Consider the following 26,057-nt stretch of genomic DNA (forward strand, 5'->3'; position numbering starts at 1 on the left):
CGGCGATGCGACGGGCATTTCAACAGTCGCAGACCGCCGCATACTGCCAGCAAAAGGCCGGTTCCTGTTCGCTGCGCGCTCTAGACCCTTTCCCAAATCGCCCGGTTGCCCTAAAAGGCCCGCAATCCCGGCCACCTTGGAAACAGGACACACGATGCAAGAGCCCGCCATCACACCGGATCTGATTGCCGCACACGGGTTGAAACCCGAAGAATACGATATGATCCTCGAGATTATCGGGCGCGAGCCGACCTTTACCGAGCTCGGCATCTTCTCGGCTATGTGGAACGAGCACTGTTCCTACAAATCCTCGAAGAAATGGCTGCGCACCCTGCCCACCTCGGGCCCTCAGGTGATCTGCGGCCCGGGTGAAAACGCCGGTGTGGTCGATATCGGCGACGGGCAGGCCGTGGTCTTCAAGATGGAAAGCCACAACCACCCCTCGTACATCGAACCCTATCAAGGGGCGGCAACCGGCGTGGGCGGCATCCTGCGCGACGTGTTCACCATGGGCGCGCGGCCCATCGCGGCAATGAACGCGCTGTCCTTCGGCGAACCCAACCACCCCAAGACCCGCCAGTTGGTCAACGGCGTGGTCGAAGGCATCGGTGGCTACGGAAATTGTTTCGGCGTGCCGACCGTGGGCGGCGAGGTGCGGTTCCACCCGGCCTACAATGGCAACTGCCTCGTGAACGCCTTTGCCGCCGGGTTGGCCGATGCCGCCAAGATCTTCTACTCGGCTGCATCGGGCGTGGGCATGCCCGTCGTATATCTGGGCGCCAAGACCGGCCGCGACGGCGTGGGCGGCGCCACGATGGCCTCGGCCGAATTCGACGACACGATCGAGGAAAAGCGCCCCACCGTGCAGGTCGGTGACCCCTTCACCGAAAAACGCCTGATGGAGGCGACGCTGGAACTGATGCAGACCGGCGCCGTGATCTCGATTCAGGACATGGGCGCGGCGGGCCTGACCTGCTCGGCTGTCGAGATGGGCGACAAGGGCGGGCTGGGTGTCCGGCTGGACCTGGAAAACGTGCCCCAGCGCGAAGAAAACATGACCGCCTATGAGATGATGCTGTCCGAGTCCCAGGAACGCATGCTGATGGTGCTGAAGCCCGAGCTTGAGGCCGAAGCCCGCGCCGTGTTCGAGAAATGGGATCTGGATTTCGCCATCGTCGGTGAAACCATCGCCGAAGACCGTTTTCTGATCATGCACAACGGCGAAATCAAAGCCGACCTTCCGCTGTCGAAGCTGGCCTCGACCGCACCGGAATACGACCGCCCCTGGGTTCCCACCCCGGCGGCCGAAGATCTGGGCGAGGTGCCGCAGATCGACCCGATCGACGGGCTGCGGGCGCTGATCTCGTCGCCCAACTACGCCAGCAAGCATTGGGTTTTTGAGCAATACGACACCATGGTCATGGCCGATACGGTACGCACGCCGGGCCTGGGCGCAGGCATGGTGCGTGTCCACGGCACCGACAAGGTGCTGGCCTTCACCTCGGACGTGACCCCGCGATACGTGCGCGCCAACCCCGAAGAAGGCGGCAAACAGGCCGTGGCCGAAGCCTATCGCAACCTGACCGCCGTGGGCGCCAAGCCGCTGGCCACCACCGACAACCTGAATTTCGGCAACCCCGAAAAGCCCGAGATCATGGGCCAGTTCGTCGGTGCCATCCAAGGCATCGGCGCCGCCGTGGCTGCGCTGGACATGCCGATCGTCTCGGGCAACGTGTCGCTGTACAACGAAACCGACGGTCAGGCGATCCTGCCCACACCGACCATCGGTGCGGTCGGCCTTTTGGAGCACGCCGACGAAATCATCGGCACCGAAGTTCGCGAAGGACATGTGGCGCTGGTGATCGGTGAAACCAAGGGGCATCTGGGCCAATCCGCCCTGTTGGCCGAGGTCTTCAACCGCGAAGATGGCGACGCCCCGCACGTGGATCTGGATGCTGAAAAGCGCAACGGCGACTTCATCCGGGCCAATCGCGAGATGATCAAGGCCTGTACTGACCTGAGCGATGGCGGCCTTGCACTGGCGGCCTTCGAACTGGCCGAAGCCGCGGGCGTGGGTGTGCATCTTGATGACGCCCCGACCGAATTCCTGTTCGGTGAGGATCAGGGCCGTTACCTGGTGGCCTGCAACTTCGATCAGGCCGAGGCGCTGATGATTGCCGCGGGCCAGGCGGGCGTCCCGCTGGTTTCGGTCGGTCGCTTTACCGGAGAAACCGTGCGGATCGGAGCGTCGGAATCTTCTCTGAGTGAACTCTCAGCGCTGTACCGCAGCAGTTTTGCCGAAGCCGTCGCCTGAGCGCGACGACGCTGAACCATACTCGGATCCTGCGCTGTTCGATCAGCGCGGGATCTGACCTTTCCAAGGGTGCTGCACACCCTTGCGCGGGCTTCGGCATCGCTCTACATCTTTGAAAAGACCTTCAGGAGTATCCTAAATGCCAATGAGCGCCCACGAAATCGAACATCTGCTGCGCGAAGCCTTTCCGAATGCGGAAATCCAGGTCGGCGGCACCGATGGCGTACACATGTCCGCCATGGTCGTGGACGAAAGCTTTCGCGGGAAGAACAGGGTCCAGCAACAGCGCGCGGTCTATGCGGCGCTGAAGGGCAAGATGGACGGCCCGGATGGCGAGTTGCACGCGCTGGCGTTGACCACGAAAGTGCCCGAGTGATGAGACCCACGGCGGTCAGTGCCATGCTCACACTGGTGACGGCAACTGCTGCCTTGTGCACCCCGACGGCATCCGACTATTCGGCCATATGACATGATTGGTTGGGTTGTCTGGATCGGAATATGTGTCGGTGGACTGGTGGTTGCCGCGGCAACCGTCGAAGCTTATCTGAAACGGAACAGAACAAGACGATTGTCGGATATGCGCCCCGACCCCAACGCTTTGAAACACAGACCGTGGGAAGCCGACGGCGTGACAAAAGTCAATGTAATCGACGAGGTTCATGCGATGAACCAGGGTACTGAACCAAGAAACTGGTGGCGCAGCCGCCGATCGAAATGACCGCCCGACAGACGGACCAACGTAAACAAGGAAACGCGAAATGACCGACGTTAAGACCCAGATCGACGAGACCGTCAAAAGCAACGATGTGGTGCTGTACATGAAGGGCACCAAAGAAATGCCGCAGTGCGGATTTTCATCTCGGGTGGCCGGTGTTCTGAACTATATGGGTGTCGAGTACACCGACGTGAACGTTCTGGCCGACGAGGAAATCCGCCAGGGCATCAAGGACTATTCGGACTGGCCGACTGTGCCTCAGCTCTACGTCAAAGGCGAATTTGTGGGTGGTTGTGATATCATCACGGAAATGACCCTTTCAGGAGAGCTGGACACGCTCTTCGACGGAAACGGTGTCGCCTACAACAAGGAAGCCGCCGACAAAATCCGCGAGGCAAACGCCTGATCAGCCGCTCAGCGGCTGACACAGTCTTTCAAAATATCGGTTTCGTCGGTGGCTCCGGCCGCCGCGAAACTGACCATCGCGTTCCAGCCCTTCGACCGCAGGGTATACGTCCCCTGCCCGTTGACCGATTCGTAACGGATGCCCGAGCCGCTCTGGACCTGGCGCAACGCAATCAACTGACCATCGACGATCATCGCCGCAGCCCCTTCGCCGTCGGACGGATTGAAGTATGTCACGGGCAGCTCAACGCCATTTTCGCAGGTGAAGGTCACCGATAGGATGTCGATCTGTGCCATTGCCGGGCCCGAGACCGCCCCGGCCAACGCCGCCAGGCACAAACTCCGCAAATGCGTCATCTCGCGTTCTTCTCTTCGACCACCGAGGCCAGCGCCTCGGCTCGTGCCGCCATCTCCGCAAGCGTGTCGGTAACCGACGGCGGGACAACGGCCACTTCGATCCGTTCCGGCTCGGGCGCGGGCGCACTGCGCATACGCTCCAATTCGCCTTCAACTTCGGCCAGCTTCGCCTCGAGTGTCTTGATGCGATCCTCAGTGGCCGCTGCTTTGTCGGCCAGCATAAGCCCCGCCATCAACAGCATCCGCGACTCGGGCATACGGCCAATCTGGTCGGCCATCACCTGGGCCTCATCATCCAGCATCTTCGCGGCTGCGTGCAGAAACGGTTCCTCGCCGTCTTGGCAGGAAACCTCAAATCCGCGCCCGCCGATATGAATGGTAACCTCGGGCATTACTCTACCTCTCCTTCGGCCAGGTTGGCATGGGTCAGCAATGGCTCAAGCCGTGCCAGAACCGCGTGAGCTTCGGCCGCATCGGTGGCGCGGGCGGCCCGGGTGGCCTCCAGTTCGGCCACGGTTGCCTTGTTTAGAAGCTCGGCATCGGGAACGCCGTCCTCGGCAGCCTTTCGCAGCTCGTCGACCGCTTCGCGCAATTGGTCATTTGCCTTGCGCAAGCGCTGCAGGTCGTCATCCAGCCGCGACATGGCGGCGCCGTGGCTGGCGCGTTCGGCCCGCAGCATTTCCAGTTCGGCATTCAATTCGGGGATACGCTCGGAATCCTCCAACTGCCGCCGCAGCTCGGAGATCTCGGCCTTCAGCGCTGCACCTTCGTCCTGGTTCTCAAGAGCGGCCTTGGCTTCGGCCAGCTCCGCACGCGCGGCCTCGACAGTGGCCAGTTTGGCATTGGACTCGCCCAACTGGGCGCGCAATGCGTCGATTTCCTGATCATACCGCTCCTTCAGAGACTTCAGGCGCTCTTCCAATTGCGCATTGGCCAGCTTTTCCTCGTCCAGAGCGGCGCGCAATTGTCCATCTTCGCTGCCCGAGACCGGACCCGCCGATTGCAACGCCTCGATCCCGGTGCCAATCCGATCCATCGCGGCCATGATGCGTCGCTGTAAGTCTTCGATCTGGCTCATTGCCCCTGTCACCTCTTTACCAAGGTTCGTTCTGTTTTTCCGATGGCCGAATCAATACGGCTCGTACCGGTACTTAGTCTAACGGAATGTTCGCCAAAATACCCACTCTTTGCTTTCAAAGACTTGAGCAACACTCTTGAAGCGATGGCAATGCGCCGCGCCGGGTTCCGCTTGCACTTTGGGGGGTGGATGGTATTCAGCCCGCAATCTGCCGTAATCCAAAGGAACAACACCCGTGGACCTGACTGCGCTGCGCAATGCCAACCCTGAACACTGGGCGAAGGCTGCGGCCATTCGCACCCTGACCCTTGATGCTGTCGCCGCCGCCAATTCCGGCCATTCCGGAATGCCGATGGGCATGGCCGACGTCGCGACCGTGTTGTTTGAAAAACACCTGAAATTCGACGCCTCGGCCCCAAACTGGCCTGACCGCGACCGGTTCATCCTGTCGGCTGGCCATGGCTCGATGCTGATCTATTCCCTGCTCTATCTGACGGGCAACAGCGCAGTTACTCTGGACGAGATCAAGAACTTCCGCCAACTGGGCGCGAAAACCGCCGGCCACCCGGAAAACTTCCTGATTGATGGTGTCGAAACCACCACGGGTCCTCTTGGGCAAGGAATTGCCAATGCCGTCGGTTTTGCGATGGCCGAAGAAATCCAGCGGGCCCATTACGGCAAAAAGGTTGTCGACCACTACACCTATGTAATCGCCGGCGACGGCTGCCTGATGGAAGGTGTCAGCCAGGAGGCCATCACCCTGGCCGGTCGGCACGAGCTGAGCAAGCTGATCGTGTTCTGGGACAACAACAACATCACCATCGACGGCACCGTGGACATCGCCGACCGCACTGATCAGGTGCGCCGGTTCGCCGCTTCGGGCTGGCATGTGATCGAGATTGACGGCCATGATCCCAAGGCCATCGATGCGGCGATTGTGCAAGCAAAGGCGTCGAAGAAACCGACCATGATCGCCTGCGAAAGCCATATCGCGCTGGGTCATGCCGCGCAGGATACCTCGAAAGGTCACGGCGCACTGACCGATGCTGAACAGCTGAAAGCCGCGAAAGAAGCCTATGGCTGGCCTTATGGCCCGTTCGAAATCCCCGCCGAGGTGAAATCGGCCTGGGAAGCAATCGGCGCGCGCGGCGCAATTGAACGGAAGGCGTGGGAAGAGCGTTTCGCCCAGCTTTCCGAGCGCAAACAGGCCGAGTTCAACCGCGCTTATGCTTTCGAGGCGCCGAAAAAGCTGGCCGGCGCGATCCGTGCCTTCAAAAAGCAGGTTTCCGAGGATCAACCCAAGCTAGCTACGCGCGCTTCGTCGGAAAAGGTGCTGAACGTCGTGAACCCGATCATGACCGAGACGGTCGGCGGTTCGGCGGACCTGACCGGGTCGAACAACACCAAATCGGCCGATATGGGTGTGTTCCTGCCGGAAAACCGCAAGGGCCGCTATATCCACTACGGCATCCGTGAACACGGCATGGCCGCGGCGATGAACGGCATGGCGCTGCATGGTGGCATCCGCCCCTATGGCGGCACTTTCATGGCCTTCACCGACTATGCGCGCCCGTCGATGCGCCTGGCCGCGCTGATGAAGATCCCCAGCGTTTTCGTGATGACCCATGACTCGATCGGACTGGGCGAGGACGGCCCGACGCACCAGCCGGTAGAACACCTGGCGATCTCGCGCGCAACGCCGAACACCTATGTGTTCCGCCCCGCCGACACCGTCGAGACCGCCGAGGCCTGGGAACTGGCGCTGACCTTCAAGGACAGCCCCTCGGTCCTGTCGCTGACCCGCCAGGGCGTGCCGACCGTGCGCACCCAACACAAGGCCAAGAACCTGACCGCCCAGGGCGCCTATGTTCTGGCCGAGGCCGAGGGCAAGCGTCAGGCGATCCTGATCGCCACCGGGTCCGAGGTGTCGCTGGCCATGGAGGCAAAAGCGATGCTCGAGGCCGAAGGGATCGGCACCCGCGTCGTTTCGATGCCCTGCATGGAGCTGTTCGCCGAGCAGGACGAAGCCTATCGCAAGAAGGTCCTGCCCGCCGGCCCCGTCCGCGTCGGCATCGAGGCCGCCGTCCGTGCCGGAGGCTGGGACCGCTGGCTGCTGGGCGAGCGCGGCCGCGAGGCCAAGGCCGGTTTCATCGGCATGTTGGGCTTTGGCGCCTCCGCTCCCGCAGGCGAACTGTACAAGCATTTCGGCATCACCGCCGAGGCGACGGTCGCCAAGGTCAAGGAATTGCTGGGCTGATCCAGCCGATCCGAGCAATCAAAGGGCGGTCATCGTGCCGCCCTTTTCTTTTGGGACTCAATGGTCCGCTGTCTGCTCTGCCTTTTTGGGCCACAGCGGCGCGATGACCTTGGTCGCCAACGGGATCAGAACGAACCCCCAAGCCAGCCCGAACACGCCGTCCATAGCAGCCTTGCTGATCCACTCCACCGCGCCGGCCCATTGATCGGACACAGCATGACCGGCCGCATAAGCCCAATCGTGGATGTGGTGGCCGAGCCACCCAAAGCCCAGCACCTCGAGCCCATGGATCATGATCGAGCCGCCGACCCACAACATCGCCGCCGTACCCACGACCGACAGCGTCTTCATGACCTTCGGCATCGCCTTGACCAGCCCGCGGCCCAACCCGCGGCCGATCGGTGTCGGCGCGTTCTTGGCCAGATAAAGCCCGACATCGTCCATTTTGACGATCAACGCGACCGAGCCATAGACGGCCACCGTGACACCGATCCCCACAACCGCCAGCGTCGCGGCCTGCATCCAGACATTCGGCGCCTCAATGGCAGAAAGAGCGATGGTCATGATTTCGGCCGACAGGATGAAATCGGTCTTGATCGCGCCCTTGATCTTCTGCTCCTCCAGATGACCCGGATCACGGACGTTCATGTCTTCTTCGATCACGTGGCTTCCATGCGGAAACAGCACGTGAAAAATCTTCTCGGCGCCCTCGAAGCACAGGTATGACCCACCGATCATCAGCAAGGGCGTTATTAGCCACGGCGCGAAATTCGCCAGCAACAGCGCCACCGGCAGCAGCAGAATGACCTTGTTGAACATCGACCCGCGCGCGATGCGCCAGATGATCGGCAATTCGCGTGCAGGGGCGAACCCTTGGACGTATTTCGGCGTGACGGCCGCGTCATCGATGATCACGCCGGCGGTCTTGGCCCCTGCCTTGCCGGCCGCCGCCGCCACATCGTCGACCGAGGCCGCCGCCACTTTGGCGATTCCCGCCACATCGTCCAACAGGGCCAGCAAACCGCTCATGCCGCATCCTTTCCGTTCATCCTTCGCACTTTGGACCCTAACCGATCCGACAGCTAGCGCAAGCGTTAGCGCAACCACACGAAGTTTGCGCTAACACATTGCAAATATGTAATTTTCTACCTTTTTTGATGGGCCGATCATCGCTATATCGCCCGGAACACAAGCGGATTTGGAGACGTCAAATGACCATCAAGGTCGGCATCAATGGTTTTGGCCGCATCGGCCGCTGTACCCTGTCGCACATCGCCGCGTCAGGCCGCAACGATATCGAAGTGATCAAGGTCAACGCCACGGGACCGCTTGAAACCTCGGCGCATCTGCTGAAATACGACAGCATCCACGGCCGCTTTCCGCGCGATGTCTCGATCAGCGGCAACACGATGGACCTGGGTCGCGGGCCTATGCAGATGTTCTCGACCTACGACATGAACGAGCTGGACTGGGAAGGCTGCGACGTCGTTCTTGAATGCACCGGCAAGTTCAACGACGGGCTGAAGGCCAAAACGCACCTTGAGCGTGGCGCGCAAAAGGTTCTGCTGTCGGCCCCGGGCAAGAACGTGGACAAGACGATCGTTTTCGGCGTCAACCACAACAGCCTGACCGCCAACGACAGGATGGTGTCGAATGGCTCGTGCACCACGAATTGCCTTGCCCCGCTTGCCAAGGTTCTGGACGAAGGCATCGGCATCGAAAACGGCATCATGACCACGATCCACGCCTATACCGGCGACCAGCCCACGCTGGACCGCCGCCACGGCGACCTGTACCGCGCCCGCGCCGCCGCCATGTCTATGATCCCCACAAGCACCGGCGCTGCCAAGGCTTTGGGCGAGGTTCTGCCGAACCTCAAGGGGCGTCTGGACGGCTCGGCCATTCGCGTGCCCACACCGAACGTGTCGGCCGTCGACCTGACCTTCCGCGCCGCGCGCGAGGTGACCGTCGACGAGGTCAACGCCATCGTGGCCGAGGCCGCCAAGGGGCCGATGCAGCGCGTTCTGGGCTATGAACCTGCACCGCTGGTTTCGACCGATTTCAACCACACCGAAGAAAGCTCGATCTTCGCGCCCGACCAGACCCGCGTCGTGGACGGCCGCATGGTCCGCGTGCTGGCGTGGTACGACAACGAATGGGGCTTCTCGGTACGCATGGCCGATGTGGCCGTCGCCATGGGACGGCTTAACTGATCTCATCAAGACCGCTTGAACCGCGTCGCCCGCTCAGGTTATCTGGGCGGGCTTTTTTGTTCGGAGCAGCAATGACAAACCAAATCGCGATCTGGCTGGGAGTCCTCATCCTTGGTGGTCTGATGCTGGATTTCGCGCTGTTTGGAACCGAGCATCTCCTGTTCCTCGGCAAGAAGTTCTACGACTTTCTCGACTGGGTCGCGTTCTGGCGCTGACAGAGGTTTTGCTTGACATTTTCGCCTGACTGCCTTTGTTAGCGCTAACTGATTTCAATCGCGGCTTAGCGGCCATTTAGACGGAGCGCGACATGACACTCAAACTTGCTATCAACGGATTTGGACGGATCGGGCGCGGTGTCCTGCGCGGCCTGATGGAAAGCGGTCGTACGGATGTGCAGATCGTCGCGATCAACGACCTCGCCAAGCCGGAAATGAACGCGCATCTGTTCGAGTTCGACAGCGTGCATGGCCGTTACGCCAAACCGGTCACCCTGAGCGAGGCCGGGCTGGACGTAGGCGCGGGCCCGATCCGGCTGACCAGCGAGCGCGACCCCGAGGCGCTTGATTGGTCGGACGTCGACGTGGTTCTGGAATGCACCGGCGTGTTCCGCACGCGCGAAGCTGCGTCTCGCCATTTCAAGAACGGCGCGAAGAAGGTTCTGATTTCGGCGCCAGCACGTGGGGATGGCGAGGTAAGAACCGTGGTGTTCGGCGTGAACGACCACGAGCTGACCGCCGCCGACACCGTGGTTTCCAACGCATCCTGCACCACCAACTGCCTGTCGCCGGTCGCTGCCGCGCTGGATGCGGGCTTGGGTATCGTACACGGCAACATGACCACGGTGCACGCCTACACCGCCAGCCAGCCGGTGCATGACACTGCCGGAAAGGACCCGTACCTGTCGCGCGCGGCTGCCCTGTCGATGATCCCGACCACCACCGGCGCGGCCTCGGCCGTGGGGCTGGTTCTGCCGCAGTTGCAGGGCAAGCTGACCGGTCAGGCGATCCGGGTTCCCACCCCGAATGTCTCGGTCGTCGACTTGGTGGTCGAGGTATCGCGCCCCACCACCGAAGACGAGGTCAACGCCCTGTTCACCGAGGCCGCGGCCAAGATCCCGACCGTTCTGGCTGCGGAAACCCGCCCGTTGATCTCGATCGATTTCAACCACGATTCCCACAGCTCGACCGTGTCGCTGGCCGAAACCAAGGTGACCGACGGCACGCTGGTCCGTGTTCTGGCCTGGTATGACAACGAGTGGGGTTTCTCGAACCGGATGCTGGACACCGCTGCCGCGATGGGCGCCCTAACCTAACCGCTCTTTCAGTGCGATATTGACCTGGGGCGTGACGAATTTCGACACGTCCCCACCCAGCCGGGCGATTTCCTTGACCAGTTTCGAGGCAATCGCCTGGTGTCGGGCTTCGGCCATCAGGAACACGGTCTCGATCGAATCGTCGAGCGCCCGGTTCATCCCAACCATCTGAAATTCATATTCGAAATCGGCAACAGCACGCAGGCCGCGTACGATGATCTGCGCCCCTACGTCCCGGGCGCAGTCTATCAGCAGGTTTTCGAACGGATGCGCAACAATTTCGGTGCCGGTCTGTTCGGTCAGGTAGGCGCATTCCGCCTCGATCATGGCCACCCGCTCTTCGAGCGAGAACAGCGGACCCTTGTCGCGGTTGATCGCGACGCCGATCACCAGCTTGTCGACCAGCATGGCTGCCCGGCGGATGATATCGATATGACCCATGGTGATGGGGTCAAAGGTTCCCGGATATAATCCAACCCGCATCGCGCCCTCCTGAGCAAGAAAATTTCTGCGCAAGCAAACACAAGTTTTCCGCAGCTGCAAGAGGCCGCAATGTCGTCAAATGGGGCTAGTGCCCCATGATCATGCCCTGCAGGGCATCTTTTTCCATGGCCAGTTCGGACAATTGCGCTTTTACGACGTCACCCAGAGTGACGATCCCAATCAGTTTGCCATCTTCGACAATCGGCATGTGGCGGAACCGACCTTCGGTCATACGAGCGAGTACGTCCTGCACCTTGTCCTGTTGGGTCGCGGTCACCAGTTTCTTAGTCATGTAGGCGCTTACCGACTGTGTCAGGCACCCGCTGCCACTGGCGGCCAATTCCCGCACGATATCGCGTTCCGAGAGGATGCCGGCTGCGGTTTCGCCATCGTCCTCCGATACGATCACCGTACCAATGCGCTTATCGGCCAGAATCTTTGCCGCGTCGGACACGGTCATCGAAGGCGCCACCGTCACAACCCCGTCCGTCGACTTGGACTTCAGAATGGCCTGTACAAGCATGGGCAATACCTCCGAAATAATTTTCCCGTTTTCCAAAGCGTTGCCCGATTAGATCAGCCTGTCAAGCTTGGGCTTCGGCTTCCAGCCGCGCAACTTCGTCGCGAATTCCCCGGCTGAGCGCATCTGCAAATCGGTTCAACCGTTCGTTGCGTTGATCACCCTGATGGCGCACCAGGTGAAAGCTGCGCGTCAGACAGACTTGATCCGTCAGAATTTTTTTCAGCTGAGGATGGAATGGCAACGTGAAGTCATGCGCGATACACACCCCGGTACCCAGCGAGGCTTGCCGCAGTTGCACCGAGACCGAGTTCGATGCAAGTGGGACACGATCAATACCCAGATCGTTGAGGTAATCGAGCTCGCGGTCGAAGATCATGTCCGGGATATAACCGATCATGCGGTGACCCTTCAGGTCACTGACCGAGCGAAATGGACCATGCCGCGAAAGATAGTCGGCGGTTGCCACCATATGCAGCCTGTAGTCGCTGATCTTTTGCACCAGCAGCTTGCCGGCCGTTGGGGCGCTGACGGTTATGGCCATATCCGCCTCGCGGCGCGACAGGTTGATGATCCGCGGCAAGGCCAGGATCTGTATGTCCAGGTCCGGATTCGAGTCGCTGATTTTGGCGCAGACTTGCGGCAGCAGATAGTTGGCGCTTCCGTCCGGAGCACCAATCCGGATTTGACCGCTCAGCGACTTGGTCGCGCCCTCCATCGCGCCAGCCGCTGCGCGCATCGCCTCTTCAGCGCCTTGAGCGTGCTCGAACAGACGCTCTCCGGCCGAGGTCAGTACGTAGCCCTGCGGTGACTTCGTAAAAAGCGGCGCTTTCAGTGCCAATTCCAACCGGGAAACCCGCCGCCCAACTGTCGCCGGATCGATCTTTAGCAACCGCCCGGCCGAAGACAGGCTTTCCTCGCGCGCAACCGCCAGGAATACGCGCATGTCATCCCAGTTCGGATCCATCCCTACCCTTGCATTTTTGCAAAACTCTTTTGGGATATTGCCTCTGTTCATGAGATTTATGCAAGCCTATGCTGCGCGCAAATTCAGCGGAGGAGTTTGCGATGCAAGACCTGACCCATTTCATCAACGGCGCATACACGCCCGGCACATCCGGTCGATTTGACGACGTCTACAACCCCGCGACGGGCGAGGTTCAGTACAAATGCCCGATGGCCAGCACCGCCGAGACCACGGCAGCTATCGAACACGCTGCTGCAGCCCAGCCCGCATGGGGCGCGACCAACCCGCAAAAGCGCGCCCGCGTAATGATGCAGATGGTCCACCTGATGCATCGCGACATGGACAAGCTGGCCGAGGCGCTGAGCCGCGAGCACGGCAAGACCCTGCCCGACGCCAAAGGCGACCTGCAGCGCGGGCTCGAGGTGATCGAATACTGCATCGGCGCCCCGCAGATGCTGAAGGGTGAATTCACCGACAGCGCCGGCCCCGGCATTGACATGTATTCCATGCGCCAACCGCTGGGCGTTGTCGCCGCCATCATGCCGTTCAACTTCCCGGCCATGATGCCCCTTTGGCATGTCGGCCCTGCACTGGCCTGCGGCAACGCGGTGGTTCTGAAACCATCGGAACGTGACCCATCGGTACCGCTGATGCTGGCCGAACTGTTCGTCGAGGCCGGTCTGCCCAAAGGTGTGTTCCAAGTCGTCAACGGCGACAAGGAAGCCGTGGACACCCTGCTGGACAGCGAGATCATTCAGGGTGTGTCCTTCGTCGGCTCGACCCCCATCGCGCAATACATCTATTCGCGCGCCACGGCGAACGGCAAACGCGCCCAGTGTTTTGGCGGGGCCAAGAACCACATGATCGTGATGCCCGACGCCGACCTGGATCAGGCCGCCGACGCGCTGGTGGGCGCCGGTTTCGGCGCTGCCGGCGAACGCTGCATGGCCGTTTCGGTGGCGGTTCCGGTGGGCGAGGAAACCGCTGACGCGCTGATCGAGAAACTGGTGCCGCGCATCGAAAAGCTGAAAGTCGGCCCCTATACCGCGGGCGACGACGTCGATATGGGGCCGGTCGTGACCGCCGCCGCCAAGGAACGCATCCTGGGCCTGATCAACTCGGGCGTGGAACAGGGCGCGAAACTGGTCGTCGACAACCGCGACTTCAAACTGCAGGGCTATGAAGACGGTTTCTTTGTCGGCCCCCACCTGTTCGACCATGTCACCCCTGACATGGACATCTACAAGCAGGAGATCTTCGGCCCCGTTCTGTCCACCGTCCGTGCCGGATCCTACGAAGAGGCGCTGAAGCTGGCGATGGACCATGAATACGGCAACGGCACCGCGATCTTCACCCGCGACGGCGACACCGCCCGTGATTTCGCCAGCCGGGTCAATATCGGCATGGTTGGCATCAACGTCCCGATCCCGGTGCCGCTGGCCTACCACACCTTCGGCGGCTGGAAGAAATCCATGTTCGGAGACCTGAACCAGCACGGCCCGGACAGCTTCAAGTTCTACACCCGCACCAAGACCGTGACGTCGCGCTGGCCGTCGGGCATCAAAGAAGGTGGCGAGTTCAACTTCAAAGCGATGGATTAACAGACTGATTTTAAGAACAAAGGCCGCCCTAATTTGGGGCGGCCTTTTTGTCCGCAGGCAAACCCAATCCGCCAACCGTCACCTTGTGCAGCTTCTGCTTGGCAAAAAACTGCGCAAGCTGGACTGCGTTCACGAGAATTTCAGCACCGACCTCTGGCTTCACCTCTCTGCTCGGCATAAATTGGCCGAAAATTCGAGCAGTCAGTCGCCAGGAGGCCATCGTGACAACCAGAATTTCCCGCCGCTCGGCCCTTTTGGGGGCAGCATCCGTATTGGCGTCGCCGACCTTGTTGCGGGCGCAGAGCCAGGACGCCTTCCCTCAGAGCGAAGAGGCGATCAGTACTCAGCTTCCCGTTCGCCGCAACGTATCGTCCTTTTCCAAGCAGGACTGGCAGGATCACTTCGATGAACTGGGCGTGGGCTGCTTGCTGGCTGACATAACCAGCCGGGCGGTGCATTATTGGGGTCCTGACGGCACCTACAAGCTGTACCCCAGCTCGGTTCCCATGAGCGAAGAGCTGACCAAACGTGGCTACACCGAAGTCGTGCGCAAAGCGGAAAATCCCAGCTGGACGCCGACCGCATCGATGCGCGAGCGCGATCCCAACCTGCCGGTCCGCATGGAAGGTGGAGATCCAGGCAACCCACTTGGCACCCGCGCCATGTACCTGTCCTGGCCGGCTTACCTGGTGCATGGCACACATGACACCCGAAAGATCGGACGCCAAAGTTCATCCGGGTGCATCGGGTTGTACAACCAGCATGTCGAGGAACTGTATCCTCTGGTTCAAATCGGAACAAAAGTCAGACTGCTTTGAAACGGCAAAGCCCCGGCCGATCGACCGGGGCTTTGATTTTGTGGCGAGTGGCTTGATTACTCGGGGATCAGAACCGTGTCGACGACGTGGATGACACCGTTGCTGGCCTCGATGTCGGCCTGAACGACATTCGCTCCGTCGACCTTGACGCCATTCTTGGCATTGACGCTCAAACGCTCGCCCTGAACGGTCAGGACCTTCGCGCGCTTGCCTGCAATGTCACCCGACATAACTTTAGCCGGCACAACGTGATAGGTCAGGATGGCGACCAACTGATCCTTGTTTTCGGGCATCAGCAGCGTCTCGACGGTGCCCTCGGGCAGAGCGGCGAACGCTTCATCGGTGGGCGCGAACACCGTGTAGGGGCCTTTGCCCTTCAGCGTGTCCACCAGACCGGCGGCCTGAACTGCGGCAACCAGCGTATTGAACGAACCGGCCGAAACGGCGGTGTCCACGATGTCTGCGGCTTGGGCTTTCATCGGCAGTGCGAGTGCGACGGCGGCTGCGGCACCCATGAATGTACGACGGAACATGTTTAGTCTCCTCTCCAGCGTGATATGGAAAGGGGTACGCGCGCTTTCGAAAAGCGGATCACGAAAAAATTCAGCTTTACCGCTTCTGAACCCAGATACTCTGCGCTCGGCCTTCTGTCAGAAAGGGCAAGACTTCGACGGCATCGGGACGCGCCTGCTGAAGGTAGTATCCGGGCCAAAGCATTGAAAAAGAACCAGATTGCAGCAACGCGTGCAGCATGTACTGTTCGCCCCAACCCGGGCAGTCATAGAAAAACCGCTTGGGGTATTCATAGGGCAAAAAAACATCGTGGACATGGATCACGACGCCTGGTTTCAGGTTCGGAATGATGCGGCAGAAAAGATGCGCTACGTCATTGCTCATGCGCACGACATGGCTCGAGTCGATGAAAAGAACGTCACCGGCCTCGAGCTGATCGAACACGGATGCGTCGACCTCTTCCAGTCGTTTCTGTTCGAATTGATCAACCACATGCGCGATGTCTGCGCGCGGATACGGGTCAACCGCCGTGATCCGGGTTTCCAAGCCACCATCAAGAACGGCCTGCCGGGTCACTCGGGTGGAGTTTCCACATCCGACCTCGACGACGCGTTTCGGCTTGAACCGCCGGATCATCAAGTACAGAGCATCGGCGTCCGGACTGTCGTAGTACCCGTTTCCAATCCGGTAGCCGGTCTGGTTCCGCTCAGGATCCTTCAAGGCAGCCAGGGATTCCGCGTGGACGGTGTATTCGGCGACCAGTTCGGAAATATCGAACTCCTCCATCCCGGGTGAAAGGGCATAGGCCGGTCGGGTCAGGCCGCCTGCCCGCTCGAATGCTTCAAGCCGTGCCCGCTCATCCCTCTCGGGGGCCTTGTCGATCAACCGTGTGCCGAACCTGTCCAAGAATACATTGAGCTTCGGGAATTTCCTTGGTTTCACGACACACGGCTCCAACTATCTGTCTGGCTTCTGCGGTGCTTACCGTCGGCACACGGGTCAGCGCAAGGTCGATGGCGCCAAAGCCTTGGCAAAAGAGCGGATTCCGTATTCACTGATCCCAAAAGGGAACGGGAGGCCCGCACATGCAGCAGGATTTCACGATCGGCATCGAAGAGGAATACCTGCTTGTCGATCGCGACAGCTTGCAACTGGCTCAGGCGCCCGAGGCATTGATGAAGTCCTGCCAGGCGGACTTTGAGGGCCAGGTCAGCCCGGAGTTCCTGCAATGCCAGATCGAGGTTGGAACCCGCCCGCATACCACGGTCAAATCCGCACGAGAGGACCTCAGGCGGCTGCGGTCCGGTGTCGCCAAGCGCGCCGCCGAGCACAACATGGCACCGATCGCCGTGTCCTGCCACCCGTTTGCAGATTGGAAAGACCAGCATCATACGCGCAAGGAACGCTATGACAACCTGCAACATGCCCTCGGCGGCGTGGCCCGCCGGATGCTGATCTGCGGCATGCACGTGCACGTGGGCGTCGAGGATGAGGCGCTGCGAGCCGACCTGATGCCACAGCTCAGCTATTTCCTGCCGCATCTGCTGGCGCTTTCAACCTCCTCACCATTCTGGAACGGACAGGATACCGGGCTGTCGTCCTATCGCCTCACGGTGTTCGACAACCTGCCCCGCACCGGCCTGCCCCCCATTTTTGGCAGTTGGTCCGAATACGAGCGCACCACCGGTGTCCTGGTCGAATTGGGTGTAATCGAGGATACCTCGAAAATCTGGTGGGACCTCCGACCGTCGCACAGCTATCCGACTCTCGAGACGCGGATCATGGATGTGCAGCCTCGCATGGAACACGCGCTGTCGCTGGCGGCCATGGTACAGGCATTGACCCGAATGCTCTGCCGTCTGAAAGACCGCAACCTGCGCTGGCGGCAATATGATCGGTTCCTGATCGGCGAAAACCGTTGGCGAGCGCAGCGCTACGGTGTGGGTGAAGGGCTTATCGACTTCGGAGACCGCTCGATCAAGCCGATGCCCGACCTGATGGGCGAGTTGATGGGCATGTTGGCCGAAGATGCCGAAGCATTGGGCACGATGGCCGAGTTGGCCCGTTTGCGTCAGATCGCCGAGAGCGGTACCTCAGCCACACGACAGCGTCGCGTTCACGCCGAAGCGCTGGCCAATGGCGACGATCCGGGCCAGGCGGTGGTCCGGCACCTGATTGACGAATTCCACGCTGATCTCTGACTCTCACACCGCATTGAGGATCTGTCTGATCCGGTCGGCCACGGGCTCGTACAGGCTGCGGGCTTTCCAATACCCATTGTGCGAAAACGGATTCCATCCGGTGAAGATATTCCCGACCCGGATTGCCTGGTCGGTGATCTCCCCCGTTCCGACAAGCTGCCCATAGCTGGGCGCGATCGGTCCAAGGGGGAAGCCAAGAACGTCGTGCTTGTCATAATAGTTCTGCCACCAGTTATGGAATTGCAGGGTCAATGGCAATTCCTGGTTGGGGCGTTGGATCGGCGTGATGTCCTGTTCGGGATAGGCGAACAGAAAGATCGGGATGTTGCAGCCAAACGTGACCAGCCCGGCCACTGTCTGCATGTCTTCCACCGGAACACCGTGCTGCGGCAATCCACCGTGGCGCAGATGGCGCTGAAGGTCATAGATGTAGTTCGACATGATATGCCCACCCAGGGAATGGGCGACGATCAGGATGGGGGCACGCTCGCCGATCTGAAACCGGACGATGCGTATCACCTGCGCAACTCGTTCATGGATTGCGGCATAGGTTTTGTCGCTGCCGTCGGGGGTCGGGCGATAGGATGCCGCGTCAGACAGGTTGCATACAACGAAACGGCGCGTGCGGTCATAGCCAGTATAGGGGCTTATGCTGTTCAGATAGTCCATCTGCCGCCCCTGCAGGATTTGCGCCCAGATCACCTCGTGCCAGGCAACTTTGCTCATGTCCTGCCCCAACTGCCGCCCCACCCGGTCGTGCAGGTCGCTCGAAAACGTCGGCACCGAGGACGGCTGGTTCGGCCCGACCGACTGGCTGCCCATTCCGTGTATCGCAACCACGGCCATCTTGTAATTCGACATCCACAACTCCGATCAATCAATAAAACGAATGGCTCAGCATAACCGCCTTTTGGCAATCACCCAAATCCGGCGCACGTGCATCACGGGGTTTGCTCCGCGTGAAAAATTTCTGTAAGGATTGCGCAATAAATAAACAGTCGTTCAATTCACGTCGCCACAAGGGGGAGACCGGCCATGGATTTCGCGCTGACCGAGGAACAGACGGCCATTTTCGATATGGCCTACGCGTTCGGGCAAGAACAGATCGCACCTTTCGCCCGCCAGTGGGAGGCCGAGGGCACCATACCCAAGGATCTGTGGCCCAAGGTCGGCGAACTGGGCTTTGGAGGGCTCTACGTGTCCGAAGAATGCGGCGGCTCGGGCCTGACCCGTCTGGACGCCACGCTGGTGTTCGAGGCGCTGTCGATGGCCTGCCCCTCGGTCGCGGCCTTTCTGTCGATCCACAACATGTGCGCCAAGATGCTGGACAGCTTTGCCAGCGATGAATTGAAATCGCGCATCATGCCCGACGTTCTCAGCCTGAACACGGTGCTCAGCTATTGCCTGACCGAACCGGGCTCGGGCTCGGACGCGGCGGCGCTCAAGACACGGGCCGAGCGCACCAACGACGGTTATACGCTGAACGGCACCAAGGCCTTCATCTCGGGCGGCGGCTATTCCGATGCCTATGTCTGCATGGTGCGCACAGGCGGCGACGGACCCAAGGGGATCTCGACCGTCTATGTCGAGGACGGCACACCGGGCCTCAGCTTTGGGGCGCTGGAACAGAAGATGGGCTGGAAAAGCCAGCCCACCGCGCAGGTTCAGTTCGACGACTGCAAGATCCCGGCCGAAAACCTTGTCGGGACCGAGGGCGACGGGTTCAAATACGCGATGATGGGCTTGGATGGCGGGCGCCTGAACATCGCCTCATGCTCGCTGGGCGCGGCGCAGGCGGGGCTGGACATGACTCTGCGGTACATGTCCGAGCGCAAGGCTTTTGGCCAGACGATCGACCAGTTCCAGGCCCTGCAATTCCGGCTGGCCGACATGGAGATCGAACTGCAAGCGGCCCGCACCTTCCTGCGTCAGGCGGCCTGGAAGCTGGATCAGGGCGCGCCCGACGCCACCAAGTTCTGCGCGATGGCCAAGAAATTCGTGACCGAGACAGGATCGAAAGTGGTCGATCAGTGCCTGCAGTTGCATGGCGGCTACGGCTATTTGGCCGATTACGGCATCGAAAAGCTTGTGCGCGATCTGCGAGTGCATCAAATTCTGGAAGGCACGAACGAGATCATGCGCGTGATCGTTGCCCGCCAACTGCTCGCCCATCGCTGAGGTTTCCATGTCCGATATCGACATCCGCACCACGGGCCGCGCCGGCCGGATCACCCTGACCCGGCCCAAGGCCCTGAATGCGCTGAGCTACGAGATGTGCATGGCTATCGACACCGCCCTGCGCAATTGGCGCGAGGATGACGAGGTCGATCTGGTCATCCTGGATGCCGAGGGCGAAAGGGCCTTTTGCGCGGGCGGAGACATCGCCGAGTTGTACGCAACGGGCACCAAGGGCGACTATGCCTATGGGCAGAAATTCTGGCGCGATGAATACCGCCTGAACGCGATGATCTTCGAATATCCCAAGCCCGTGGTCAGCTTCCTGCAGGGCTTTACCATGGGCGGCGGCGTGGGCATTGGCTGTCACGGCACACACCGGATCGTCGGCGAAAGCTCGAAGATCGCGATGCCCGAATGCTCGATCGGGCTGGTGCCGGATGTGGGTGGGTCGCTGCTGCTGGCGCTGGCGCCAGGGCGGCTGGGCGAATATCTGGGCGTCACCGGCGCGCGCATAGGTCCGGGGGACGCCATCTATGCCGGTTTCGCCGACCACTTCATCCCACAGGACCAATGGCCCGACATGATCGAGATGCTCGAAGCCTCGGGCCAGGCCGACCTGCTGGCCGAACACGCCGCCCCTGCCCCGGACCGCACCTTGCCGCACGACGACATCGACCGTTTCTTCGTTGGTGAAACCCTGGGCGACGTTCTGACCGACCTGCGCAATGGCGACACCGAATTCACCCGAGGCGCGCTCGAGGCGATGGGCCGCAATTCGCCGCTGTCCATGGCCTGCGCGATCGAGATGCTGCACCGCCTGCGCGGCCCGGCCCTGACCATGCGCAAGGCGCTGGAGCTGGAATACCGCTTTACCTTCCGGTCGATGGAGCATGGCGACTTTCTCGAAGGTATCCGGGCGCAGATCATCGACAAAGACCGCAACCCGAAATGGCAGTTTGCGGACATGAATGTACCGGCCGCGGCGGTATCACGGATGCTGACGCCGCTAGGCGCGGACACGCTGACATTCGAGGAGGAGTGAAAACATGAAGATCGGATTCATTGGCCTGGGCAACATGGGCGCGCCGATGGCGGCCAATCTGGCCAAGGCCGGTCACGACGTGACCGGGTTCGACACCGCGGGCGTGTCGGTCGAGGGCGTGACCAAGGCTGAAACGGCTATTGATGCTGTCCGCGGGGCCGAGGCGGTCATCACCATGCTGCCCAATGGCGACATCCTGCGCGCGGTGGCCGATCAGATCATTCCGCACATGGAAAAAAGCGCGGTGTTCATCGACTGCTCGACCGTCGATGTGGACAGCGCCCGCGCCGTGGCGGACCAGGCCGAACAGGCCGGGCTTCTGGCCGTGGACGCGCCCGTTTCGGGCGGAATCGGTGGCGCGGCCGCCGGCACGCTGACCTTCATGGCCGGCGGCTCGGACGCGGCCTTTGCCAAGGCGGCCCCGCTGTTCGATATCATGGGCCAGAAGGCGGTGCATTGCGGCGCGGCGGGCGCCGGTCAGGCCGCCAAGATCTGCAACAACATGATCCTGGGCGTCACCATGATCGCCACTTGCGAGGCCTTTGCCTTGGCCGATAAGCTGGGCCTGGACCGGCAGAAGATGTTCGACGTGGTCAGCACCTCGTCGGGCTACAGCTGGACAATGAACGCCTATTGCCCCGCTAGCGGTGTCGGGCCGCAAAGCCCCGCCGACAATGGCTACAAGCCCGGTTTCGCTGCCGAGCTGATGCTCAAGGACCTGCGGCTCAGCCAGCAGGCCGCCGAAAGCGCCGATGCGGACACGCCGATGGGCCAGATCGCCACTGCACTGTACGAACAGTTCGTCGAATCCGAAGACGGCAAGGGCATGGATTTCTCGGCCATGCTGCCCCGGTTCGAAAAGCGCGGCCGCAGCTGAGCTTGGGCGGCATTTCGCCGCCCAGGGCTTGCACTTCTGGCGGGCATTCCAAAATACTGGGAAAAGCGGCATGACGGCGCGACGAACCGAGGGGAACCGCCCATGAAGACACTGTTGAATATTGCACTGCTTGCCGGCCTGTCACTGACCCCGGTCTCGACGCTGGCTGACAACGGCAAAGGCAAGGGAAAGAACAAGGACACGTTCTCGGTCGAGCGCGTGGCCCCGCAGAAAGGCGCAATATCCGTTGCCAACTGCCCGCCCGGGTTGGCCAAGAAGGCCGTGCCCTGCGTCCCGCCCGGCCAAGTCAAGAACTGGTACAAGGTCGGCGACCGGATTGATCGCGACTATGTCTGGATCGACGATCCGTACCGCTATGGTCTGAAACGCGGCGGCAACTACGTTCGCGCGGGCGACTACGTCTACAGCATCGACCCCGACACGCGCAAAGTGCTGAACCTGATCGGCGCGGTGGCGGATATTCTGTATTGAAGCGAAGGCAGCCTACTCGGCCGCCACGCGTTCGGGGTTCAGCATCGGCTTGAGGTATCGCCCGGTGTGGCTGCGCTCACATTCGGCGACATCTTCCGGGGTGCCCACGGCAACGATCTCGCCACCGCCATCACCACCCTCGGGGCCGATGTCGATGATCCAGTCGGCGGTTTTCACCACGTCCAGATTGTGTTCGATCACCACGACCGTGTTGCCTTGGTCGACCAATTCATGCAGCACTTCCAACAGCTTGCGCACATCTTCGAAATGCAGGCCGGTGGTAGGCTCATCGAGGATGTACAAGGTCCGGCCCGTCGAACGTTTAGCCAGTTCTTTCGAAAGCTTGACCCGCTGCGCCTCGCCGCCCGACAAGGTCGTAGCCTGCTGGCCGACCTTGATGTAGCCCAGCCCGACCCGGGCCAGCGCATCCATCTTGTCGCGGATCGAGGGCACGGCCTTGAAGAACTCCTGCGCGTCTTCGACCGTCATGTCCAGCACGTCAGCGATGGATTTGCCCTTGAACTTGATCTCGAGCGTCTCGCGGTTGTAGCGCGCGCCCTTGCAGGTCTCGCAGGTGACATAGACGTCGGGCAAGAAATGCATCTCGATCTTGATGACCCCGTCGCCCTGGCAGGCCTCGCAGCGCCCGCCCTTGACGTTGAAACTGAACCGCCCGGGCTTGTATCCTCGCGCCTTGGCCTCGGGCAGACCGGCGAACCAGTCGCGGATCGGGGTGAAGGCGCCGGTATAGGTGGCCGGGTTCGACCGGGGCGTGCGCCCGATGGGCCGCTGGTCGATGTCGATCACCTTGTCCAGATGTTCCAACCCCTTGATCGTTTCGCAGGGCGCAGGCGTCTGACGCGCACCGTTCAGACGCATCGACGCGGTTTTGAACAGCGTCTCGATCGTCAGGGTCGACTTGCCGCCGCCCGACACCCCGGTCACGCAGACGAACTTGCCCAGCGGAAACTCGGCCGTCACGTCTTTGAGGTTGTTGCCCGAAGCCTTTACGACCGTTACCTTTTTCTTGTTCCCCTTGCGCCGCTCGGCGGGCACCGGAATTTCCCGCACCCTCGACAGATACTGCCCCGTGATCGAGGCCGCATCGGCCGCGATCTGCTCGGGTGTGCCGTGACTGACCACCTGCCCGCCATGCACGCCGGCACCGGGGCCGATGTCGAACACATAGTCGGCTTCGCGGATGGCTTCCTCGTCGTGTTCGACGACGATCACGGTATTGCCCTGATCGCGCAGGTTCTTCAACGTACCCAAAAGGCGGTCATTGTCGCGCTGATGCAGCCCGATCGAGGGTTCGTCCAGCACGTAAAGCACCCCGGTCAGGCCCGAGCCGATCTGGCTGGCCAGCCGGATGCGCTGGCTTTCGCCACCTGACAGGGTGCCACTTGAACGAGATAGCGTAAGGTATTCCAAACCTACGTTATTCAGAAAACCCAACCGTTCGCGGATCTCTTTCAGAATCGCACGGGCAATCTCGTTTTTCTGGACGCTCAGGTGGTTCGGCGCGTCCTCGACCCAGGCCAGAGCTTCCTTGATCGACATCTCGACCACCTGGCCAACATGCAGCCCTGCGATCTTGACGGCCAACGCCTCGGGTCGCAGTCGATAACCCTCGCAGGTGTGGCAGGGACGGTTGTTCTGATACCGCTCGAATTCCTCGCGGATCCACGCGCTGTCGGTTTCGCGATAGCGGCGCTCCATGTTCGGGATCACGCCTTCAAAGCTGCGGGTCACCTGATAGACCCGTCCGCCTTCGTCATAGCGGAACTGGATTTCATCATCGCCCGAGCCATGCAGAAACACCTGCTGCACATGCGCCGGAAGGTCCTTCCACGGCGTGTTCTTGTCGAACTCATAGTGGCGCGCGATCGCCTCGATCGTCTGCAGGAAATAGGGCGACTTGCCCTTGCGCCACGGGGCAAGCGCGCCGTCATACAGTTTCAGCGTTTGATCGGGCACCACAAGCCGTTCGTCGAAAAACAGCTCGACCCCCAGCCCGTCGCAATCCGGGCAAGCCCCAAAGGGCGCGTTGAACGAAAACAGGCGCGGTTCGATCTCGGGGATGGTGAACCCACTGACCGGACAGGCAAAGTTCTCGGAGAACGTGATGCGCTCGGGCTCGCCCTCGCGCGGGGCAGTCTCCAGTATCGCGATACCATCGGCTAGGTCCAGCGCGGTGCGCAGGCTGTCGGCCAGGCGAGTCTCCATCCCCTCGCGCACGACGATCCGGTCGACGACCACGTCGATGTCATGGCGGAACTTCTTGTCCAGCGTCGGCGGCTCGTCCAGTTCGTAGAACTGACCATCGACCTTGACACGCTGGAACCCCTGCTTGCGCAGTTCCAGAAACTCTTTCTTGTACTCACCCTTGCGGTCGCGAACGATGGGCGCCAGCAGATAGCCTCGGGTGCCCTCCTCCATCGCCATGATCCGATCGACCATGTCCTGAACCTGCTGGGCTTCGATCGGCAAACCGGTGGCGGGGCTGTAGGGCGTGCCTGCGCGCGCGAACAGCAGGCGCAGATAATCATAGATCTCGGTAACCGTTCCCACGGTCGAACGCGGGTTCTTCGACGTGGTCTTCTGCTCGATCGAGATCGCCGGGGACAGGCCGCTGATGTGATCCACATCGGGCTTTTCCATCATGTCCAGAAACTGGCGCGCATAGGCCGACAGGCTTTCGACATAACGGCGCTGGCCCTCGGCATAGATCGTGTCGAACGCCAAGGACGACTTGCCTGAACCGGACAGCCCCGTGACGACAACCAGCTGATCGCGCGGAATGTCCACGTCGATGTTTTTCAGGTTGTGCTCGCGCGCACCGCGCACCTCGATATTCTTCAGCTCAGCCATCCAGGCCCCCAACACACAAGTGTCCTAGAGATAGGCGAGCGACGCTGAGTCTCCAACCGAAAAGTTAGAACAAAGTGTGAACGAGCAGATTTTCTCCGCTTGGGTCACCCGTCTTCGGGCTTTCGCGCCATGGCCCAGGCACAGATCGGAAAATCCGGGTCGTTTTCCAGGCTGTCGGTTTCAGGGTCATAGACAGGCGGCCAGACCGGTTCGAGGTTCCGCAAACCCGCCTGACGGTTGCCCCATTGCGCAGCCTGAATACTTTCCGGATCAAAGCCACATTCGGTCAGCAGGTTGCGCAATCCCCGCGCCGACCAGCGCGAACAGTCGTGCGGTGCGGCATGGAATGGGATGAAGAACGGCACGGCCAACCAAAACCACCCTCCCGGCCGCAGCATTTCGAGCACGTTCAGAGTGGCTTCATAGGGCCGGTCAAGATGTTCCCAGACCTGGTTGGCCAAGATCAGATCGAATTGTCGAACCTCCCCACGCTCATCCATCAGCGGGCCTTTGCAGATATCGTGCTGACGATGCCAGATCTGGGTATGGCTGCGAAACCCGAACTGCGTTCCCCATTTTCCCGAAATTTCGGCGCAATCCAGCGCCTCGGGCCCCAGACTCCCTATCCATTTCTTGCTTTGACGAGCCATGACGACGCGGTTCAAGCTGACCATCGAAAACCCCGACTGCGTGCTACCTGCCGGGACCGATTGTCCAGAAAAGCAACCCTGTGTCCACAGGGAACGCAACGACTTTTAAGGAGAAGTGGCGCGGTTGACGGGGCTCGAACCCGCGACCCCCGGCGTGACAGGCCGGTACTCTAACCAACTGAGCTACAACCGC

Annotated in this window: 27 protein-coding genes and 1 tRNA gene; 14 read left to right on the forward strand and 14 right to left on the reverse strand. The window is 61.1% G+C overall.

What is annotated here, in order from left to right:
* Positions 1-154: 154 nt before the first annotated feature.
* From purL to grxD, 3 genes are all read left to right on the forward strand, one after another.
* Positions 155-2,314, forward strand: a complete 2,160-nt coding sequence (gene purL / locus AC2FNZ_RS08355; protein ID WP_496840178.1) for a phosphoribosylformylglycinamidine synthase subunit PurL — start codon at positions 155-157, stop codon at positions 2,312-2,314.
* Between the two features lie 139 nt (positions 2,315-2,453).
* On the forward strand, positions 2,454-2,690 hold the full coding sequence (locus tag AC2FNZ_RS08360) for a BolA/IbaG family iron-sulfur metabolism protein (protein WP_093961963.1): 237 nt from the start codon (positions 2,454-2,456) through the stop codon (positions 2,688-2,690).
* A 382-nt stretch (positions 2,691-3,072) separates the two neighbouring features.
* The gene (grxD, locus tag AC2FNZ_RS08365; RefSeq protein ID WP_170600625.1) at positions 3,073-3,435 is read left to right on the forward strand and encodes a Grx4 family monothiol glutaredoxin; all 363 of its coding nucleotides are present in this window, start codon (positions 3,073-3,075) and stop codon (positions 3,433-3,435) included.
* 8 nt (positions 3,436-3,443) lie between these two features.
* On the opposite strand, the gene AC2FNZ_RS08370 is transcribed toward grxD, so the two are convergent.
* The 3 genes from AC2FNZ_RS08370 to AC2FNZ_RS08380 are packed head-to-tail and all read right to left on the reverse strand — an operon-like array spanning position 3,444 to position 4,869.
* Complete coding sequence (locus tag AC2FNZ_RS08370; RefSeq protein WP_496840180.1) at positions 3,444-3,791, reverse strand: MliC family protein; 348 nt, start codon at positions 3,789-3,791, stop codon at positions 3,444-3,446.
* A complete protein-coding gene (locus tag AC2FNZ_RS08375) occupies positions 3,788-4,183 on the reverse strand; it encodes a cell division protein ZapA (protein ID WP_496840181.1) in 396 nt (131 codons plus the stop codon). The genes AC2FNZ_RS08370 and AC2FNZ_RS08375 overlap by 4 nt, the downstream gene beginning before the upstream one ends.
* Entirely contained in the window at positions 4,183-4,869 is a 687-nt protein-coding gene (locus AC2FNZ_RS08380; protein WP_496840182.1) for a hypothetical protein, read from the reverse strand. Before AC2FNZ_RS08380 ends, AC2FNZ_RS08375 begins: the two co-directional genes overlap by 1 nt.
* A 235-nt stretch (positions 4,870-5,104) precedes the next feature.
* On the opposite strand from AC2FNZ_RS08380, the gene tkt reads away from it, so the two are divergent.
* On the forward strand, positions 5,105-7,126 hold the full coding sequence (gene tkt, locus AC2FNZ_RS08385) for a transketolase (protein WP_496840183.1): 2,022 nt from the start codon (positions 5,105-5,107) through the stop codon (positions 7,124-7,126).
* Between the two features lie 57 nt (positions 7,127-7,183).
* On the opposite strand, the gene AC2FNZ_RS08390 is transcribed toward tkt, so the two are convergent.
* Positions 7,184-8,155, reverse strand: coding sequence for a DUF808 domain-containing protein (locus AC2FNZ_RS08390; protein ID WP_093961957.1), 972 nt, complete (start codon positions 8,153-8,155; stop codon positions 7,184-7,186).
* A gap of 182 nt (positions 8,156-8,337) precedes the next feature.
* On the opposite strand from AC2FNZ_RS08390, the gene gap (AC2FNZ_RS08395) reads away from it, so the two are divergent.
* The 3 genes from gap (AC2FNZ_RS08395) to gap (AC2FNZ_RS08405) all read left to right on the forward strand — a co-directional run bounded on the left by gap (AC2FNZ_RS08395) (position 8,338) and on the right by gap (AC2FNZ_RS08405) (position 10,651).
* The gene (gene gap / locus AC2FNZ_RS08395; RefSeq protein WP_170403304.1) at positions 8,338-9,339 is read left to right on the forward strand and encodes a type I glyceraldehyde-3-phosphate dehydrogenase; all 1,002 of its coding nucleotides are present in this window, start codon (positions 8,338-8,340) and stop codon (positions 9,337-9,339) included.
* 71 nt (positions 9,340-9,410) lie between these two features.
* Complete coding sequence (locus AC2FNZ_RS08400) at positions 9,411-9,554, forward strand: hypothetical protein (RefSeq protein WP_170338780.1); 144 nt, start codon at positions 9,411-9,413, stop codon at positions 9,552-9,554.
* A 92-nt stretch (positions 9,555-9,646) separates the two neighbouring features.
* Entirely contained in the window at positions 9,647-10,651 is a 1,005-nt protein-coding gene (gene gap, locus AC2FNZ_RS08405) for a type I glyceraldehyde-3-phosphate dehydrogenase (RefSeq protein ID WP_496840185.1), read from the forward strand.
* Here the strand turns inward: gap (AC2FNZ_RS08405) and coaD are convergent.
* From coaD to AC2FNZ_RS08420, 3 genes are all read right to left on the reverse strand, one after another.
* Positions 10,643-11,134 (reverse strand): pantetheine-phosphate adenylyltransferase, encoded by a 492-nt coding sequence (gene coaD, locus AC2FNZ_RS08410; RefSeq protein WP_093961954.1) that lies wholly within the window; start codon positions 11,132-11,134, stop codon positions 10,643-10,645. The two genes, gap (AC2FNZ_RS08405) and coaD, sit on opposite strands and share 9 nt — an antisense overlap.
* 85 nt (positions 11,135-11,219) lie before the next feature.
* Entirely contained in the window at positions 11,220-11,657 is a 438-nt protein-coding gene (locus AC2FNZ_RS08415) for a CBS domain-containing protein (RefSeq protein ID WP_496840187.1), read from the reverse strand.
* Between the two features lie 61 nt (positions 11,658-11,718).
* Positions 11,719-12,621, reverse strand: a complete 903-nt coding sequence (locus tag AC2FNZ_RS08420; RefSeq protein ID WP_496840188.1) for a LysR family transcriptional regulator — start codon at positions 12,619-12,621, stop codon at positions 11,719-11,721.
* Positions 12,622-12,722: 101 nt separating this feature from the next.
* Here AC2FNZ_RS08420 and AC2FNZ_RS08425 point away from each other — a divergent pair, with 101 nt between their 5' ends.
* On the forward strand, positions 12,723-14,222 hold the full coding sequence (locus tag AC2FNZ_RS08425) for a CoA-acylating methylmalonate-semialdehyde dehydrogenase (RefSeq protein ID WP_496840189.1): 1,500 nt from the start codon (positions 12,723-12,725) through the stop codon (positions 14,220-14,222).
* Positions 14,223-14,250: 28 nt separating this feature from the next.
* Here AC2FNZ_RS08425 and AC2FNZ_RS08430 read toward each other — a convergent pair whose 3' ends face one another.
* A complete protein-coding gene (locus AC2FNZ_RS08430; RefSeq protein WP_496840190.1) occupies positions 14,251-14,442 on the reverse strand; it encodes a hypothetical protein in 192 nt (63 codons plus the stop codon).
* A gap of 1 nt (position 14,443) precedes the next feature.
* Between AC2FNZ_RS08430 and AC2FNZ_RS08435 the strand changes: the two genes are divergently transcribed.
* Positions 14,444-15,040, forward strand: coding sequence for a L,D-transpeptidase (locus AC2FNZ_RS08435; protein ID WP_496840191.1), 597 nt, complete (start codon positions 14,444-14,446; stop codon positions 15,038-15,040).
* A 56-nt stretch (positions 15,041-15,096) separates the two neighbouring features.
* On the opposite strand, the gene AC2FNZ_RS08440 is transcribed toward AC2FNZ_RS08435, so the two are convergent.
* Together AC2FNZ_RS08440 and AC2FNZ_RS08445 are read right to left on the reverse strand one after the other, a co-directional pair.
* The gene (locus tag AC2FNZ_RS08440) at positions 15,097-15,573 is read right to left on the reverse strand and encodes a fasciclin domain-containing protein (RefSeq protein ID WP_170338788.1); all 477 of its coding nucleotides are present in this window, start codon (positions 15,571-15,573) and stop codon (positions 15,097-15,099) included.
* A 76-nt stretch (positions 15,574-15,649) separates the two neighbouring features.
* Complete coding sequence (locus tag AC2FNZ_RS08445) at positions 15,650-16,495, reverse strand: class I SAM-dependent methyltransferase (RefSeq protein WP_496840192.1); 846 nt, start codon at positions 16,493-16,495, stop codon at positions 15,650-15,652.
* A 143-nt stretch (positions 16,496-16,638) separates the two neighbouring features.
* On the opposite strand from AC2FNZ_RS08445, the gene AC2FNZ_RS08450 reads away from it, so the two are divergent.
* On the forward strand, positions 16,639-17,754 hold the full coding sequence (locus AC2FNZ_RS08450; protein ID WP_093961949.1) for a carboxylate-amine ligase: 1,116 nt from the start codon (positions 16,639-16,641) through the stop codon (positions 17,752-17,754).
* Between the two features lie 3 nt (positions 17,755-17,757).
* Here the strand turns inward: AC2FNZ_RS08450 and AC2FNZ_RS08455 are convergent, their stop codons facing one another.
* Positions 17,758-18,615 (reverse strand): hypothetical protein, encoded by an 858-nt coding sequence (locus AC2FNZ_RS08455; protein WP_170389967.1) that lies wholly within the window; start codon positions 18,613-18,615, stop codon positions 17,758-17,760.
* Between the two features lie 174 nt (positions 18,616-18,789).
* Between AC2FNZ_RS08455 and AC2FNZ_RS08460 the strand changes: the two genes are divergently transcribed.
* From AC2FNZ_RS08460 to AC2FNZ_RS08475, 4 genes are all read left to right on the forward strand, one after another.
* Positions 18,790-19,932 carry an acyl-CoA dehydrogenase family protein gene (locus AC2FNZ_RS08460; RefSeq protein WP_496840193.1) on the forward strand — a complete coding sequence of 381 codons (1,143 nt, stop codon included), beginning with the start codon at positions 18,790-18,792 and terminating at the stop codon, positions 19,930-19,932.
* 7 nt (positions 19,933-19,939) lie between these two features.
* Positions 19,940-20,974 (forward strand): enoyl-CoA hydratase/isomerase family protein, encoded by a 1,035-nt coding sequence (locus AC2FNZ_RS08465; protein WP_496840194.1) that lies wholly within the window; start codon positions 19,940-19,942, stop codon positions 20,972-20,974.
* Positions 20,975-20,978: 4 nt separating this feature from the next.
* Positions 20,979-21,851, forward strand: coding sequence for a 3-hydroxyisobutyrate dehydrogenase (gene mmsB / locus AC2FNZ_RS08470; protein ID WP_496840195.1), 873 nt, complete (start codon positions 20,979-20,981; stop codon positions 21,849-21,851).
* Positions 21,852-21,953: 102 nt separating this feature from the next.
* Positions 21,954-22,343, forward strand: a complete 390-nt coding sequence (locus tag AC2FNZ_RS08475) for a hypothetical protein (protein ID WP_496840197.1) — start codon at positions 21,954-21,956, stop codon at positions 22,341-22,343.
* A gap of 12 nt (positions 22,344-22,355) precedes the next feature.
* On the opposite strand, the gene uvrA is transcribed toward AC2FNZ_RS08475, so the two are convergent.
* From uvrA to AC2FNZ_RS08490, 3 genes are all read right to left on the reverse strand, one after another.
* On the reverse strand, positions 22,356-25,214 hold the full coding sequence (gene uvrA, locus AC2FNZ_RS08480) for an excinuclease ABC subunit UvrA (RefSeq protein ID WP_496840199.1): 2,859 nt from the start codon (positions 25,212-25,214) through the stop codon (positions 22,356-22,358).
* Between the two features lie 104 nt (positions 25,215-25,318).
* Positions 25,319-25,888, reverse strand: a complete 570-nt coding sequence (locus AC2FNZ_RS08485; protein ID WP_496840201.1) for a methyltransferase domain-containing protein — start codon at positions 25,886-25,888, stop codon at positions 25,319-25,321.
* A 92-nt stretch (positions 25,889-25,980) separates the two neighbouring features.
* Positions 25,981-26,057, reverse strand: a tRNA-Asp gene (locus tag AC2FNZ_RS08490).

The sequence above is a fragment of the Ruegeria sp. SAZA006 genome (assembly GCF_059613465.1).